Here is a 14,864-nt window from a genome sequence, read left to right on the forward strand (position 1 = left end):
GGGATGTATATGGAACGAGAGAAAGTGATTATCGTCGGGTGTCAGCTACCGACCGTCGACGATTGGACATATGAACAATCGATGGGTGAACTCGTCGAATTGGTCGATACAGCAAAAGGTGAGGTCGTCGCAAGGCTCGACCAGAAACGGCAACAAGTCGACCGCCGGACGTTTATCGGGAAAGGGAAAGTCGAGGAGCTCGCCGTGCTCATCGAACAGTTTGAGCCGGATATCGTCATCTTCAACGCTGAGCTGTCACCGGCCCAATCGAAAAACATTCGGATCTCGTTGAACGACCCGGACGAGATGAAATTGATCGACCGGACGCAACTCATCTTGGACATCTTCGCCGGACGGGCCCAGTCGAAAGAAGGGAAGCTCCAAGTCGAGCTCGCCCAGATGAACTACTTGCTCCCACGCCTGATCGGGCAAGGCACACAGTTGTCACGACTCGGAGGCGGGATCGGGACGCGTGGACCGGGTGAGACGAAACTTGAAAGTGACCGCCGTCACATTAAGCGCCGCATCGATGAGATCAAGAAGCAACTCGAAGGCACGGTCGCGCACCGTGACCGCTACCGTGTGCGCCGGAAAGAGAACCGTGTGTTCCAAGTCGCGCTCGTCGGTTACACGAACGCCGGCAAGTCGACCATCTTCAACCGTCTGACCGATGCCGACACGTATGAACAGGATGAACTGTTCGCGACGCTCGACCCGCTCACGCGTGAGCTCGAACTGCCGCGCGGTGGGAAAGTATTGATCACCGACACGGTCGGGTTCATCCGCGACTTGCCGACGAAACTCGTCGCCGCGTTCCGCTCGACGCTTGAAGAAGTGCTCGGAGCCGACCTCGTGCTTCATGTCATCGACGCGTCGAACCCGCACTACATGAACCAGATCGATACGACCAATTCGGTCTTGTCCGATCTCGGCGCGAGTGAGTTGCCGCAGCTCGAAGTGTACAACAAGAAAGATCGCTTGACGGCTGACTTCGTCGGTGGACCGCTCGTCATCTCGGCGCTCGACTCGGCCGATATCGAGACGCTCATCGGCGCGATCGAGGACAAGATTTCGGACGTGTTGACGAAAGTGCACGTCGTCTTGCCGGTCAGCTCGTTCGAACATTACCATCCGGCCAAAGATTCGATGTACCGGCTCGAGGAGAACTTCCTTGACGACGGCTCGGTCGAACTTGTCGGTTATATGAGAGAAGACACGCGTCTATATGCGACGCTGAAACCATTTGAGGTGTGAATGATGTGGCAAGAAAAGATTGAGCATTACGATGAACTCGCCCCGTTCGTCAAGCAAGCGGAACAACGGGTGAAACCTTATTTTGAAGCGATCGAGGAAACGGCGGAGTTCAACCAATACCGTGTCCTCGAATCGTTCAAGAAGCATAAAGTGTCGGACTTTCATTTCAATCCGACGACCGGGTACGGCTATGACGATATCGGGCGCGACACGCTCGAGTCGATCTATGCGGACGTGTTCGGGGCCGAACTCGCCCTCTGTCGTCCGCAAATCATCTCGGGGACACACGCGATCGGGATTGCCTTGTTCGGTGTGTTGTTACCGGGAGATGAACTCTTGTATATCACGGGTAAACCGTACGATACGCTCGAAGAGATCGTCGGCATCCGTGGCGACGGCCGCGGTTCATTGAAAGAACTCGGTGTCGGCTACGATACGGTCGAGTTGAAAGACGATCAAATCGATGTCGCGACTGCGATCGAACGGATCCGCCCCGAGACGAAGCTCGTCGGCATCCAACGTTCGAAAGGGTACGCCAATCGACGCAGCATCCCGGTGCGTGAAATCGGCGAGGCGATCGCGGCGATCAAAGCAGCGCACCCGCACGTGTTCGTCTTCGTCGACAACTGCTACGGCGAATTTGTCGAGACGATTGAGCCAACACATGTCGGAGCCGACCTCATGGCCGGTTCGCTCATTAAAAACCCGGGCGGTGGCTTGGCGAAGACGGGTGGCTATATCGCCGGAACGAAAGCATTGATCGAACGATGCTCGTTCCGGATGACGACGCCAGGCATCGGCAGCGAGGCCGGTCCGTCGCTCTATTCGCTGCAGGAGATGTATCAAGGCTTTTATATGGCGCCGCACACGGTCGCCCAAGCGTTGAAAGGGGCCCATTTGACGGCGAGCCTGCTCGGCTTGCTCGGCTTTGAGACCGATCCGCATTATACGTCACAGCGGACCGATTTGATTCAATCGGTCACGTTCCGCGACCGCGACAAGATGATCGCGTTCTGTCAGAGCATCCAGATGGCGTCCCCGGTCAACGCCCACGCGCTGCCGGTGCCGGCCTATATGCCAGGCTATGAGGACGACGTCATCATGGCGGCCGGGACGTTCATCCAAGGCTCGTCGATCGAACTTTCAGCGGACGGACCACTCCGGGCGCCGTACACGGCATACGTCCAAGGTGGCTTGACCTATGCACACGTGAAAGTCGCGTTAATGCTCGCCTTGAGCCAATTGCGGACGAAAGGGCTCGTCACATTTGACCGTGAAAATTCAACTCAAACGTTGTAACCGAAATGTCATGTTAACTTTCTTAACATCTATTGACAGGAAAGTTGTCATGTATTATTCTCACATTGTGAGACAGAAAAGGAGGGGTAAGGGATGGCCGATCAATTTCGTCGCTCCAACCCGTTGTTTCCGATTGGGATCGTCCAAGATCTGACGCAACTGACAGGCAGGCAGATTCGATATTACGAAGAACAGGGTCTGGTTTCGCCTAGTCGGACGGAATCGAAACGACGACTTTATTCCTTTAATGATGTCGAACGTTTGCTCGCAATCAAAGATTTCATTGACCAAGGCTTCAACTTGGCGGCGATTCGCCATATGCTCGACAACGACGGTGCCAAAGAGACAGAACAATCTGCTTCTGCGGCTCCGCCAAGCGAACCGCCAAAGATTTCCGAGAAAGAGTTACATCAATTATTGAAAACACAGCTTCAAGAAGCTGGTCGTTTCAATAAAACGTCGCTCATCCAAGGAGAGTTGTCACGTTTTTATCGATGACGCCAGTACACAAACCATTACACAATGTGAGAGGGGACTTTTACCATGGCCAGAAAAACGTTCACAAAAGAAGACATCAAACGGATCGCACAAGAAGAGGACGTACGCTTTATTCGTCTTCAATTCACGGATATCCTCGGTACGATTAAAAACGTCGAGGTGCCAATCAGCCAATTGGACAAAGCACTTGATAACAAGATGATGTTCGATGGCTCTTCAATCGAAGGGTTCGTACGCATCGAGGAATCAGACATGTACCTCTATCCAGACCTTAACACGTGGGTTGTCTTCCCATGGACAGACGGCAGCGGTAAAGTCGCTCGCTTAATTTGTGATATTTATAATCCGGACGGCACACCGTTCAGCGGTGACCCGCGCGGCATTTTGAAACGCAACCTCGAGCACATGCAAAAGCTCGGCTTCTCAGCGTTCAACGTCGGACCAGAGCCAGAATTCTTCCTCTTCAAGAAAGACTTGAACGGACAGCCGACACTCGAATTGAACGACCAAGGCGGTTACTTCGACTTGGCACCGGTCGATTCAGGCGAGAACTGCCGTAAAGAAATCGTTATCGAGCTCGAAAACATGGGCTTCGAGATCGAAGCGTCACACCACGAAGTCGCACCAGGACAGCATGAAATCGACTTCAAATACGCGGATGCGGTAACGACTGCCGACAACATCCAAACGTTCAAACTCGTCGTCAAGACGATCGCGGCGAAGTATGGCCTTCACGCGACGTTCATGCCGAAACCACTCTTCGGTGTCAACGGTTCAGGGATGCATGCGAACATGTCACTCTTTAAAGGCGACACGAACGTGTTCTACGACCCGAACGGTGACATGGAGCTCTCGGATACGGCACGTGCCTTCACAGCTGGTATCCTCGAGCATGCACGTGCGTTCACGGCGATCTGTAACCCAACGGTCAACTCGTACAAGCGTCTCGTGCCTGGATACGAAGCACCATGCTACGTCGCATGGAGCGCCCGTAACCGTTCACCGCTCGTCCGTGTACCGGCTGCCCGTGGCCTCTCGACACGTATCGAAGTACGTTCGGTCGACCCGGCGGCGAACCCGTACCTCGCGCTCTCGGCCCTCTTAGCTTCTGGTCTTGACGGCATCGAGAAAGACTTGAAAGCACCGAAACCGATCGACAGCAACATCTACGTGATGGACAAGCCAGAGCGTGTTGCGAACGGCATCGACGATCTTCCGGCGACACTCTTCGACGCACTCGAAGTACTCCGCGCCGACAAAATCGTCATGGATTCGCTCGGTGACCACATCGGCGAACACTTCCTCGAGTTGAAAGAGATCGAGTGGGACATGTTCCGCACGCAAGTGACGGAGTGGGAACGCGATCAGTACATGACGCTCTACTAAGTCGAATGAACTTGAAAAAACGCTCGATCCAGTTTCTTGGATCGGGCGTTTTTTTAGTCAAAACAAGCGACCACTCGCAATTGAGTGGTCGCTTGTTTTGCGATTAGAACGCACGTTTGAAAAATGTGGACGCATAGTCGAGTGCCGTATGGAGCGTCGTCGCGAACACGAGACCGAGGAAGAACGGGATGCCGTTCAAGTCGAGCCACGTCTTCACAACCGCTTCATACGAAGTGAACGTAAGGATGAGCGCGAGCGGGAAGCCAAGGTAGATGACACGAATGAGATCGCTCAACACCGGCAAGTGCGACAGCGGAGACCGGTGCGGCATCAGCTTCACGTAAGGGAGCCAAAAGCCACGCAGCGGTCCCCACCGATAGTATGCATCCGATTTCAAATCGAGGTCCGGGGAGAGCCAAAACGTCCCGATAAGCGCACCGAGGAAAAGGGTAGTCGGGATATCGACATCAATAAAAGGCGTGGCAATCGCTAAAGCACCGATTGCCACGAGGTTCGTACGCGTATGTGTCTTGCCGCTAGCCATTAATGGATCGTCCGGTATACACCGATGACCTTCCCTAAAATGGATACGTTATCGAAATACATCGCCTCAAGTTCATCGTTCTCCGGCTGGAGTCGGACTTTCGACGCCTCTTTGTAGATCCGTTTGACGGTCGCCTCACCCTCGTCCGTCATCGCGACGACAATCTCTCCATTGTCTGCCGTGTTCTGTTGTCTGACGAGTACGCGGTCTCCGTCGAGGATTCCGGCGTTGATCATCGAATCGCCAGAGACGGAGAGCATATACACGTTATCCGAACCGACGATATGGGCCGGGAGCGGGAAGTGTTCTTCCACGTTCTCGATCGCCGTGATCGGTGTTCCGGCCGTAACTTTCCCGATAACCGGGACGTACATGACCGTCTCACGCTCCTCGATAGACGGGGCGTCCTCGCTCAACACTTCGAGCGCACGCGGTTTTGTCTTATCGCGCCGAATCAATCCACGTTTTTCAAGACGGTCCAAGTGACCGTGCACGGTCGAGCTCGATGCGAGACCGACGGCTTCACCAATTTCTCGGACTGACGGCGGATAACCTTTCGTCCGAACTTCAGCTTTTATAAAATCAAGAATCTGTTGCTGTCTTGCTGACATTTTTTTCAATGGATTTCACCTCGTTTATGTCGAATAACCTGCGAACGCATCCTATTCTTTATGGATTTATTTTAACACAAGAACATATGAGCGTACAAACATTCGTTCGTTTTTTCTTGACCGAACAGAAGTTCTTGTTTTATGATAAGGACAGATAAAACGAACAGACGTTCCTAAGAACGCATATTCTTATATTTGGAGGCGGTTCAAATGAAAGATACAGTCAATGGATTCATATTGGTCGGAATGGTAGTGCTCGGGATGTTCGCCTTTTACTTAGTCGGCGAGTTTCGCCAAGGCGGGACTGTGGAGCCGAAAGTGATGACGGTCGAAAGAAGTATCGAACAAGAAGTTGCGTTCAACGAAGCAGAAACGCTCGAAGCCCAGCTGTTAGCGGAACGTGCGGAAAAAGAAGAGCGGAAAACGACTTGGTTCGCTGCTGAATGATCGATTTGGATTGCGAACACCCGCTCATCCTGTGTATCGTAAGAGGATGACTGGAAAGAAAGGAAGTGACGAGATGCGAGTCGTCATTTATTGTCGCGTATCGACGAACAAGTCAACTCAGGAAACCTCGCTCACGAGGCAAGAAGCAGAATTGTTACAGATGGCCAAACGTCTCGATGCGGAAGTGATCGATGTGATCACCGAACAAGAGAGCGGATTTGAGGTCAATCGGACGGGTCTGCTCGATTTGTTAGAGCATGTGTCGGCGTCAAAGCTCGATGCCGTGCTCGTGAGCGATGACAGTCGCCTCGGCCGGGGGAATGCAAAAATCGCCATCTTGCATACGCTCATGAAGCATAACGTCCGGCTGTTGACGATGCAGTCGTCCGATGAATACGTCGTCTCCGACGCCGAGAAGATGGTGCTTGAGATTGTCAGCGTCGTCGAGGAGTATCAACGGAAGATTCATAACGCCAAGATATCGCGCGGCATGCGCCGTGCGGTCGCGAATGGGTTCAACCCGCAACGCAACATTCAGCACCATGACCAAGGGGGACGGAGCCGGATTGAAGTGCCGATCGAGGAGATCGTCCAACTCCGGGAGCGGGGGCTCACTTTCGCCGAAATCGCGGCCACGCTCCGTGGATTCGGCTACGAAGTCTCGAAAGCGACTGTGAACCGTCGCTATTTGGAACATGTGGCAGTGCCAGAAACTTGATTCCTACGCCCTGATTTTGTACAGTAGAACTACAAATTCAGTAGAGAGGGGGCGAACCTCATGTTAGCACCCGAACAATTGGAGCGGATTAACTTCCTCGCCAACAAGGCAAAGACAGACGGCTTGTCACAACAAGAGATGGACGAGCAACAAGCGTTACGTCAACAATATTTAAAAGCGTTCCGTCAATCGTTCAAATCCCAGATGATGGGCATGAAAGTCGTCGATCCGGAAGGCAACGACGTGACACCAGAAAAACTAAAAGACGAACAGAACCGACACCGTTCTGAATGAACTCGAATGCACATCCTATTTCGTATAGGATGTGCATGTTTGTTATACACGAAGCTCGATAAGGTTCGACCATTCCCTCGAAAACAGACGTATGGAAGTAAACGATTCCAATCAATGTGACATACTATTTAATTAGTTGTGACACACGATTGAGTGTGCTAAAATATGACGGGTAGAAACTTTCTTAACAACAGAGAGGATGAAATTAGTGGAAACAACTACTAAAGAATTATTAGCGATTAACTCGATTCGGACGCTCTCGATTGATGCTGTCCAACAAGCGAACTCAGGTCACCCAGGTATGCCGATGGGTGCGGCCCCGATGGCGTTCACGCTTTGGACAGACAAAATGCGTCACAACCCGAAAAACCCGAACTGGTTCAACCGCGATCGGTTCGTCCTTTCAGCGGGACACGGTTCGATGCTGTTGTACTCGCTGCTTCACTTGTCTGGTTATGACCTTTCACTCGACGACATCAAGTCGTTCCGTCAAATGGACTCGAAGACGCCAGGACACCCTGAGTATCGTCACACTGCAGGTGTAGACGCAACGACGGGACCACTCGGCCAAGGGATTGCGATGGCTGTAGGTATGGCGATGGCTGAAAAACATTTGGAAGCAACATACAACCGCGATGAGTTCAACGTGGTCGACCACTATACGTTCGGGATCTGTGGAGACGGTGACTTGATGGAAGGTGTGTCGGCCGAGGCTGCCTCGCTCGCCGGTCACTTGAAACTCGGGAAACTCGTCGTCTTGTATGATTCAAACGACATCTCGCTTGATGGCGACCTTCATAAGTCGTTCTCGGAAAGCGTAGAAGATCGGTTCAACGCTTACGGATGGCAAGTCATTCGCGTCGAGGATGGAACGGACATCGATACGATCGCCAAAGCGATCGACGAGGCGAAAGCTGAGACGTCGAAACCGACGATGATTGAAGTGAAGACCGTCATCGGTTTCGGTTCACCGAATAAATCAGGTAAATCAGCATCACACGGCGCTCCACTTGGAGAAGCAGAGATCGAACTCACGAAACAGTTCTATAAATGGGAAGGCGAGACGTTCTACGTCCCGAACGAAGTGTACGACTTGTTCAACGATAAAGTCGTTGAGCCTGGCGCTAAAGCTGAGTCGGATTGGAACGAACTCGTCGCAGCCTACAAATCGGCTCATCCTGAGCTCGGTGCTCAGTTCGAACGTGCGATGAACAACGAACTTCCTGAAGGTTGGGATAGCGAGTTGCCGACGTTTGAAATCGGGTCGAAAAAAGCGACGCGCCAAACGAGCGGAGAAGTCTTGAACGCGATCGCAAAAGCGGTACCGACATTGTTCGGGGGATCGGCTGACCTCGCCGGCTCGAACAACACGATGATTAAAGGCGCTGCTGACTTCGACGAAGATCCGGCCGGCCGTAACATCTGGTTCGGTGTCCGTGAATTCGCAATGGCGGCAGCTGTCAACGGGATGGCGCTTCACGGTGGCGTACTTCCTTATGGCGCAACGTTCTTCGTCTTCTCGGATTACCTCCGCCCAGCGGTCCGTCTCGCTGCACTCATGGGAATCCCGTCGACATTCGTCTTGACGCATGACTCGATCGCAGTCGGTGAAGACGGTCCGACGCACGAACCGGTCGAGCACTTGATGAGCTTCCGGGCGATGCCGAACTTGTCAGTTCTCCGTCCGGCAGACGGAAAAGAGACGATCGCCGCTTGGAAACAAGCGATCACGACGACGTCAGCTCCGTCACTTCTCGTCTTGACGCGTCAAGCGTTGCCAGAACTCGCAGGAACATCTGTCGAAGACGCGGCAAAAGGTGCCTATGTCGTCGCAGGTGACTCGAGCGAAGCGGACGTCCTTCTTCTCGGTACAGGCTCAGAAGTCCACGTCCTCGTCGAAGCACGTGAACAACTCGCTTCTGAAGGCGTGAACGCTGCTGTCGTCTCAATGCCGTCATGGGAACTGTTCGAAGCCCAATCGGCAGAGTACAAAGAATCAGTTCTTCCCTCGTCGATCACGAAGCGCGTCTCGCTTGAAGCGGGTGCGACGCTCGGATGGTACAAGTACGTCGGATTCGGCGGTAAAGTGCTTGGAATCGACAAGTTCGGTGCCTCGGCTCCTGGGGACCTCCTCATGAAAGAGTACGGCATGTCTGTCGAGAATGTCATCGACGCTGTCAAATCACTATAATTGTCATTAAAAACGTGTGATGGCCTAGCAATGTCTAGGTCATCACTTTTTTTTCTGACGACTAGCGAATTAGCGTAATATAGTGTATAGTAAAAAACGATGTTTCATATGGTAGAGGAGGTAAAACCTTGAGTACATTATTTTGGATTCTTCTTGTCGTGGCAGCACTCATCGGGGGTATCGCGATCGGATTCTTCATCGCTCGTAAATACATGATGAACTACCTTGAACAGAACCCACCAATCAACGAAGACATGATTCGTACGTTAATGATGCAGATGGGTCAAAAACCGTCACAGAAAAAAGTCAACCAAGTGATGCGTGCCATGAACGTTCAAGCGAAGAACGAAAAAAAATCATAATGAGTCACCGAAGCACTTCGCACCCGCGAAGTGCTTTTTTTTATTCATCTTTTGTTCGACAATCGAACAAACTTTCGCTACCATAAATGAATAGTCTTATTTCAAGATATAGGGGGCGTTTCAGATTCGTGTATTTAAACAATTAGCTTGGTTCTTCAGGCTCGAATGGCGGACGTATGCAGTCGGTATCGTCTTGCTCATGTTTGTCGCCGCACTCGAGCTCATACCGCCGCGCATCATCGGCCGAGTCATCGATGGGATGAACCAAGGTTCGCTCGAAGCGGACTTGCTGTGGATGCTGCTAGGCGGGCTTGCGGCTGTCGGGATCGGAAACTATGTGGCGCGCTTTTTTTGGCGCTATTTCATTTTCGGGGCCTCGATCCGGCTCGGACGCCTGCTCCGGAGCCAACTATATCGTCACTTCACGGATTTGGATCAACGGTTTTATAAAAAGTCGCGTGTCGGCGATTTGATGGCGCACGCGACGAACGATGTCCAGGCTGTCTCGACGACGGCGGGGGCGGGTATTTTGACGCTCGTCGACAGTGTGACGATGGGTACGTTCGTCATCATCACGATGGTGACGACGATCAGCTGGAAGCTGACGGTCGTCGCTTTACTGCCGCTGCCGATCATGGTTATTTTGACGACACGATATGGAAAGATGCTCCATAGCAGGTTCGGTGTCGCTCAAGCGGCATTTTCCGAATTGAATGACAAGGTTCAGGAGAGCGTGAGTGGGATTCGCGTCTTGAAATCGACCGGGGAAGTCGACCACGACGTCGAATCGTTCGAGAAGTTGTCAGATGAAGTCATGGCAAAAAACGTCCGCGTCGCTAAAATTGACGCCTTGTACGACCCGACAATCTTCGGGATCGTCGGATTATCTTACATATTGTCGATCGGCTACGGGGCCTATTTGATCGAACAAGGCGAGCTCACGATCGGTCAAATCGTCAGTTTTACTGCTTATCTTAGTCTGCTCACTTGGCCGATGCTCGCTTTCGGTTGGTTGTTCAATATCGTCGAACGTGGTCGTGCTTCGTACGACCGGATCGAGCGCATGCTCGCCATCAAGCCAGAGATCCAAGACGATCCGATGGCGGCGACGAAACTGGATCATTCCGAGCTCGAGGCGGATATCGGTTCGTTCCGTTATGACGATACGACCGTGCTGCGTGATGTCACATTCCGGATCGAGCGCGGCAAGACACTCGGGATTGTCGGTCGGACCGGTTCTGGTAAGACGACGATCGTTCGATTGTTGACCCGGGAATATGACGTGACCGACGGTAAAATTAAAATCGGCGGCGTCAATGTTCGTCAAGTCAAAAAATCACTTCTACTAGATAAAGTCGCCCTCGTCCCGCAAGACCACTTCCTGTTCTCGGATTCGATTGCGAGCAATATCGCCTTCGGAAAACCGGAAGCAAAAATGGATGAGATCATGGCGGCTGCCAAGATCGCCGAAGTGCATGACGATATCATGCGGCTGCCGGAAGGGTATGCCACGCTCGTCGGTGAACGCGGCGTGACACTCTCGGGGGGACAGAAGCAACGTATCTCGATTGCCCGGGCGCTCATGATCGAGGCCGATCTCTTGATCCTTGATGACGCGTTGTCCGCCGTCGATGCGAAGACGGAAGAAGCTATCATCGAACATTTCCGTGTCGGCAATCCGGAGCAATCTCGATTGATCGTCGCCCACCGTCTGTCGGCAGTGGAGCATGCCGATGAGATTCTCGTACTCGCTGATGGCCAAGTCATTCAGCGGGGCCGACACAACGATCTCATTCGAGAACCGGGCTGGTACAAAGAAACGTACGACCGCCAACAACTTGAGGCGATCGTGGAAGGAGGGGGCCACCATGAAGCATGATATTCAAGAATGGGCGGTCATCAAGCGGTTATTGGCCTATACGAAACGATACGGCCGGCCGCTCAGCCTCGCCTTCGTCTTTTTGCTTCTTGCGACGGGAGCGAAGCTTGCCGGACCGTTTTTAATCAAAGTGTTCATCGATGAGTTCGTGACACCGGGCGTCTATCCGACGAATTGGGTCGTCACGCTGCTCGTCGTCTATATGGTGTTACACATCTCGGCCGTCATCTTCGACTATTTACAATCGATTGCGTTTCAGAAGATCGCCCTTAAAATCGTCCAAAATATTCGAATGGACATCTTCCGTCATGTGATGGGGCTGCGTCTCGCCTATTTCGACCGGACGCCAGCGGGTGTGCTCGTCTCCCGGATCACGAACGACACGGAAGCGGTGAAAGAGTTGTACGTCGGCGTGATGAGCACGTTCGTCCAGTCGGGCGTTCAATTGCTCGGGACGTACATCTTCCTGTACATTTTAGAGCCGACGCTCGCCACGATCGGGCTCGTCCTCCTCCCGTTGTTTTGGCTCATCATTTGGGCGTATCGCCGGTACTCGACTAAATATTTTGCCCAAGTCCGTGATTTGTTATCGCGACTGAACGCGCAGTTGAGCGAGTCGATCAACGGGATGGGAATCGTTCAACAGTTCCGTCAAGAAGAGCGTCTCGTCCGTCAGTTCGAAGCGACGAACGAGGCGCATCAAGAAGCGCGGTTCAAGAACTTGAAGCTCGATAGTATGTTGCTCCGCCCGATCATCGAGCTATTGCTTGCGTTCTCGATCATCGGTTTGCTCGGTTACTATGGCTTCCTGTCAATGACGGAACAAGTTCAAGTCGGGGTCGTCTATGCGTTCATCAGTTATATCGAGCGCATTTTCCGCCCCGTGCTCGATATCATGCAACGGCTGAGTGAATTCCAACAAGCGGTCGTCTCGGCAGACCGCGTCTTCAAAGTGCTCGACACCGATGAACCGGCGCCAGGAAAAAGTCTTTCCGGCGAGGCAGCGATCGGGGCAGGAGAAGTTCGGTTTGACGATGTCACGTTCAGTTATGACGGGGAAGTCGATGTTTTGAAGAACATCTCATTCGTCGCCAAGCCGGGTGAGACGGTCGCGCTCGTCGGTCACACGGGGAGCGGGAAAAGTTCGATCATCAACTTGCTCACTCGGTTTTACCCGTACGAAGGTGGACAGATCACCATCGACGGACACCCGCTCGAACAGTTCGAGGAAGTGGAACTTCGCGATAAGATCGGTCTCGTCTTGCAAGACCCGTTCCTGTTCAGCGGCACGATCGAAGATAATTTAAAATTGTTCAATCCGACAGTTAATTCCGATAAAGTTCGCCAGTCGGCGGAATTTGTCCAAGCCAATACGTTCATCGAAAAACTCGAGATGGGATATGGCCACGCAGTCGGTGAACGGGGGGCGACGTTCTCGAGCGGGGAACGGCAACTGCTCGCCTTCGCCCGAACGGTCGCCCGTGATCCGAAAATACTGATTTTGGACGAGGCGACGAGCTCGATCGATACGGAGACAGAGGAGCGGGTACAGTTCGCGCTCGACCGGATGCGTCGTGGACGAACGACGATCGCGATCGCCCACCGTTTGTCGACGATTCAGGATGCCGACTTGATTCTTGTCTTACATCGCGGCGAAATCGTCGAACGGGGCAATCATCAGGCCTTATTGAAGCATGATGGATTGTACAAAAAAATGTACGAGTTACAGTCAGGACAACGTCTGATGTCATAATTTACAAAGGACACCCGTGGGGGTGTCCTTTTTCCATGGAAAAAGCTCGCCACTAGAAAGTGACGAGCTGGAGTTGATGATTAATTTAAGTTGTCTGCTAGGTGTTTGGAAAGGACGTGAGACGTGATTAACGTGTCTAGCTCTTGGCTGACATGAATCACTTCTGGAGACGTCCAACTGTACTGCGAGGCGATTTCATACAGTTCATCGCGTTTTCGTTCAATGGCATAGTGTAAGGTTTCAGCTGTGATGACCGCCACGGTATTTCCCCCATCGTATTAAAATAGAACCTGATAAAGTAGAATATCCAAATCTTAGCATTCAACACTACGCATCACAAGTTACATTTCCATTTCAATAATTACAAAATCGGACGGAGTGAACGGAGAAAAGATGCGAGCATTTTGAAATGGTTTTCGCTATAATGGGGCTGAAAGGTGGAAAAACGCATGGAAGTCACTTTATGGCTCGCTTTTGGGGCGGGCGTCTTGTCTTTTTTATCACCGTGTACGCTGCCGCTCTATCCGGTCTTTTTGTCGTATATCACAGGGGTATCTGTCTCTGACTTGAAAAGCGAAGGGCTCCGGCAACGGACGGCTTGGTTTCATACGTTCTCATTCTTATTCGGATTCTCGATCGTCTTTCTCGTCCTCGGTTTATCGACTTCGTTGATCGCCGACTTCTTCATTCAATTTAAAGATAGTCTACGCATGTTCGGGGCAATCCTTATTTTTGTGTTCGGGGTCTTTTTAGCGGGGCTGTGGCAACCGCGCTTCATGATGCGCGAAAAGAAACTCGCACTTGGAGAACGGAAGAGCGGGTATTTTGGGACCGTGTTGATCGGAATCGGGTTCGCAGCCGGATGGACGCCGTGCACAGGACCGATTCTCGCCGGGGTGATCGCACTGGCTGCGTCTAACCCGAGCCAAGGCATGGGGTATATGCTCGCTTACGTCATCGGGTTCTCGATCCCGTTTCTCGTCATGGCCGGTTTCGTCGGCAAAATCAAATATTTGGCGCGCAACAGTGCGAAAGTAACAAAGTTCGGAGGCTATTTGATGATGGCTTTCGGAGTCGTATTATATTTTGATGGAATGAATCGCTTCGCTGCCTGGATGAGCGAATTAGTGGGATTCACCGGATTCTAAAGGGGCTGACCATATGTCGATATTTTGGGGATCGACTCTCGTCGCATTGCTGATGGGGGTCATCGCGAGTTTCGTTCGCGTGAAGGCATCGGCCCGACCGACGAATGCGAAAAAAATCTTGATTCCACCGCTCGCGATGTCGACGGGCATGCTTCAATTTGTAGTGCCGGCTTTTCGTCTGACTTGGCTCGAAGTCGGTGAGGCGCTTGTTGTAGGCTTGATTTTTAGTATCTTTTTGATCAAGACGTCCAATTTTGAAAAACGTGATGGTGAGGTTTATTTATCCCGCTCGAAAGCGTTTTTCATCGTCGTCTTCGCCTTACTCGCGATCCGGACGGTCATGAAAGCGTTCCTCGGCGATGAGGTCAACATTTTCGCGACGGGCGGCTTGTTCTATTTGATCGCTTGGGGCATGATTGTGCCATGGCGGATCGCCATGTATCAAAAATATAAGCGCATCGCGACGACATAAACAACGGC

16 protein-coding genes are annotated in these 14,864 nt (G+C 52.2%); 13 read left to right on the forward strand and 3 right to left on the reverse strand.

Features of this window, described 5'->3' with window-relative positions:
* Window positions 1-9: 9 nt before the first annotated feature.
* From hflX to glnA, 4 genes are all read left to right on the forward strand, one after another.
* Window positions 10-1,254: a GTPase HflX gene (hflX, locus tag EVJ30_RS02405; protein ID WP_070327140.1), complete on the forward strand. Its 1,245-nt coding sequence runs from the start codon at window positions 10-12 to the stop codon at window positions 1,252-1,254.
* A gap of 3 nt (window positions 1,255-1,257) precedes the next feature.
* A complete protein-coding gene (locus tag EVJ30_RS02410; protein ID WP_131458794.1) occupies window positions 1,258-2,553 on the forward strand; it encodes a methionine gamma-lyase family protein in 1,296 nt (431 codons plus the stop codon).
* A gap of 93 nt (window positions 2,554-2,646) precedes the next feature.
* Window positions 2,647-3,051: a MerR family transcriptional regulator gene (locus EVJ30_RS02415; protein WP_070327141.1), complete on the forward strand. Its 405-nt coding sequence runs from the start codon at window positions 2,647-2,649 to the stop codon at window positions 3,049-3,051.
* A 45-nt stretch (window positions 3,052-3,096) separates the two neighbouring features.
* A complete protein-coding gene (glnA, locus tag EVJ30_RS02420) occupies window positions 3,097-4,437 on the forward strand; it encodes a type I glutamate--ammonia ligase (protein WP_131458795.1) in 1,341 nt (446 codons plus the stop codon).
* 103 nt (window positions 4,438-4,540) lie between these two features.
* Here glnA and EVJ30_RS02425 read toward each other — a convergent pair whose 3' ends face one another.
* Together EVJ30_RS02425 and lexA are read right to left on the reverse strand one after the other, a co-directional pair.
* Window positions 4,541-4,981, reverse strand: coding sequence for a metal-binding protein (locus tag EVJ30_RS02425; protein ID WP_131458796.1), 441 nt, complete (start codon window positions 4,979-4,981; stop codon window positions 4,541-4,543).
* Entirely contained in the window at window positions 4,981-5,601 is a 621-nt protein-coding gene (gene lexA / locus EVJ30_RS02430) for a transcriptional repressor LexA (protein ID WP_070327143.1), read from the reverse strand. The genes EVJ30_RS02425 and lexA overlap by 1 nt, the downstream gene beginning before the upstream one ends.
* Before the next feature lie 201 nt (window positions 5,602-5,802).
* Here lexA and EVJ30_RS02435 point away from each other — a divergent pair, with 201 nt between their 5' ends.
* The 7 genes from EVJ30_RS02435 (at window position 5,803) to EVJ30_RS02465 (ending at window position 13,236) form a co-directional block, all read left to right on the forward strand.
* Window positions 5,803-6,039 carry a hypothetical protein gene (locus tag EVJ30_RS02435; protein WP_236635968.1) on the forward strand — a complete coding sequence of 79 codons (237 nt, stop codon included), beginning with the start codon at window positions 5,803-5,805 and terminating at the stop codon, window positions 6,037-6,039.
* A gap of 73 nt (window positions 6,040-6,112) precedes the next feature.
* Window positions 6,113-6,757, forward strand: coding sequence for a YneB family resolvase-like protein (locus EVJ30_RS02440; RefSeq protein ID WP_035386380.1), 645 nt, complete (start codon window positions 6,113-6,115; stop codon window positions 6,755-6,757).
* Between the two features lie 60 nt (window positions 6,758-6,817).
* Window positions 6,818-7,051 (forward strand): DUF896 domain-containing protein, encoded by a 234-nt coding sequence (locus tag EVJ30_RS02445; RefSeq protein ID WP_070327145.1) that lies wholly within the window; start codon window positions 6,818-6,820, stop codon window positions 7,049-7,051.
* Between the two features lie 199 nt (window positions 7,052-7,250).
* Window positions 7,251-9,242 carry a transketolase gene (gene tkt / locus EVJ30_RS02450; protein ID WP_131467916.1) on the forward strand — a complete coding sequence of 664 codons (1,992 nt, stop codon included), beginning with the start codon at window positions 7,251-7,253 and terminating at the stop codon, window positions 9,240-9,242.
* A 128-nt stretch (window positions 9,243-9,370) separates the two neighbouring features.
* Window positions 9,371-9,604, forward strand: a complete 234-nt coding sequence (locus tag EVJ30_RS02455) for a YneF family protein (RefSeq protein WP_131439735.1) — start codon at window positions 9,371-9,373, stop codon at window positions 9,602-9,604.
* 124 nt (window positions 9,605-9,728) lie between these two features.
* A complete protein-coding gene (locus EVJ30_RS02460) occupies window positions 9,729-11,483 on the forward strand; it encodes an ABC transporter transmembrane domain-containing protein (protein WP_131458800.1) in 1,755 nt (584 codons plus the stop codon).
* On the forward strand, window positions 11,473-13,236 hold the full coding sequence (locus tag EVJ30_RS02465; protein WP_131458801.1) for an ABC transporter ATP-binding protein: 1,764 nt from the start codon (window positions 11,473-11,475) through the stop codon (window positions 13,234-13,236). The genes EVJ30_RS02460 and EVJ30_RS02465 overlap by 11 nt, the downstream gene beginning before the upstream one ends.
* 80 nt (window positions 13,237-13,316) lie before the next feature.
* On the opposite strand, the gene EVJ30_RS02470 is transcribed toward EVJ30_RS02465, so the two are convergent.
* Entirely contained in the window at window positions 13,317-13,496 is a 180-nt protein-coding gene (locus tag EVJ30_RS02470; RefSeq protein WP_131458802.1) for an aspartyl-phosphate phosphatase Spo0E family protein, read from the reverse strand.
* Between the two features lie 189 nt (window positions 13,497-13,685).
* Between EVJ30_RS02470 and EVJ30_RS02475 the strand changes: the two genes are divergently transcribed.
* Both EVJ30_RS02475 and EVJ30_RS02480 read left to right on the forward strand, forming a co-directional pair.
* The gene (locus tag EVJ30_RS02475; protein ID WP_016510637.1) at window positions 13,686-14,384 is read left to right on the forward strand and encodes a cytochrome c biogenesis CcdA family protein; all 699 of its coding nucleotides are present in this window, start codon (window positions 13,686-13,688) and stop codon (window positions 14,382-14,384) included.
* Window positions 14,385-14,397: 13 nt separating this feature from the next.
* Window positions 14,398-14,856 carry a CcdC family protein gene (locus EVJ30_RS02480; protein WP_201738343.1) on the forward strand — a complete coding sequence of 153 codons (459 nt, stop codon included), beginning with the start codon at window positions 14,398-14,400 and terminating at the stop codon, window positions 14,854-14,856.
* Window positions 14,857-14,864 lie beyond the last annotated feature (8 nt).

This window comes from Exiguobacterium sp. SH5S13 (assembly GCF_004337085.1).
GTDB lineage: Bacteria > Bacillota > Bacilli > Exiguobacteriales > Exiguobacteriaceae > Exiguobacterium > Exiguobacterium aurantiacum_A.

Excerpts from the sequence above, each read along its gene's own strand:
- hflX (WP_070327140.1), top strand. The coding sequence starts at position 10 with ATGGAACGAGAGAAAGTGATTATCGTCGGGTGTCAGCTACCGACCGTC.
- EVJ30_RS02410 (WP_131458794.1), top strand. The coding sequence starts at position 1,258 with ATGTGGCAAGAAAAGATTGAGCATTACGATGAACTCGCCCCGTTCGTC.
- EVJ30_RS02415 (WP_070327141.1), top strand. The coding sequence starts at position 2,647 with ATGGCCGATCAATTTCGTCGCTCCAACCCGTTGTTTCCGATTGGGATC.
- glnA (WP_131458795.1), top strand. The coding sequence starts at position 3,097 with ATGGCCAGAAAAACGTTCACAAAAGAAGACATCAAACGGATCGCACAA.
- EVJ30_RS02425 (WP_131458796.1), bottom strand. The coding sequence starts at position 4,981 with ATGGCTAGCGGCAAGACACATACGCGTACGAACCTCGTGGCAATCGGT.
- EVJ30_RS02435 (WP_236635968.1), top strand. The coding sequence starts at position 5,803 with ATGAAAGATACAGTCAATGGATTCATATTGGTCGGAATGGTAGTGCTC.
- EVJ30_RS02440 (WP_035386380.1), top strand. The coding sequence starts at position 6,113 with ATGCGAGTCGTCATTTATTGTCGCGTATCGACGAACAAGTCAACTCAG.
- EVJ30_RS02445 (WP_070327145.1), top strand. The coding sequence starts at position 6,818 with ATGTTAGCACCCGAACAATTGGAGCGGATTAACTTCCTCGCCAACAAG.
- tkt (WP_131467916.1), top strand. The coding sequence starts at position 7,251 with ATGAAATTAGTGGAAACAACTACTAAAGAATTATTAGCGATTAACTCG.
- EVJ30_RS02465 (WP_131458801.1), top strand. The coding sequence starts at position 11,473 with ATGAAGCATGATATTCAAGAATGGGCGGTCATCAAGCGGTTATTGGCC.
- EVJ30_RS02475 (WP_016510637.1), top strand. The coding sequence starts at position 13,686 with ATGGAAGTCACTTTATGGCTCGCTTTTGGGGCGGGCGTCTTGTCTTTT.
- EVJ30_RS02480 (WP_201738343.1), top strand. The coding sequence starts at position 14,398 with ATGTCGATATTTTGGGGATCGACTCTCGTCGCATTGCTGATGGGGGTC.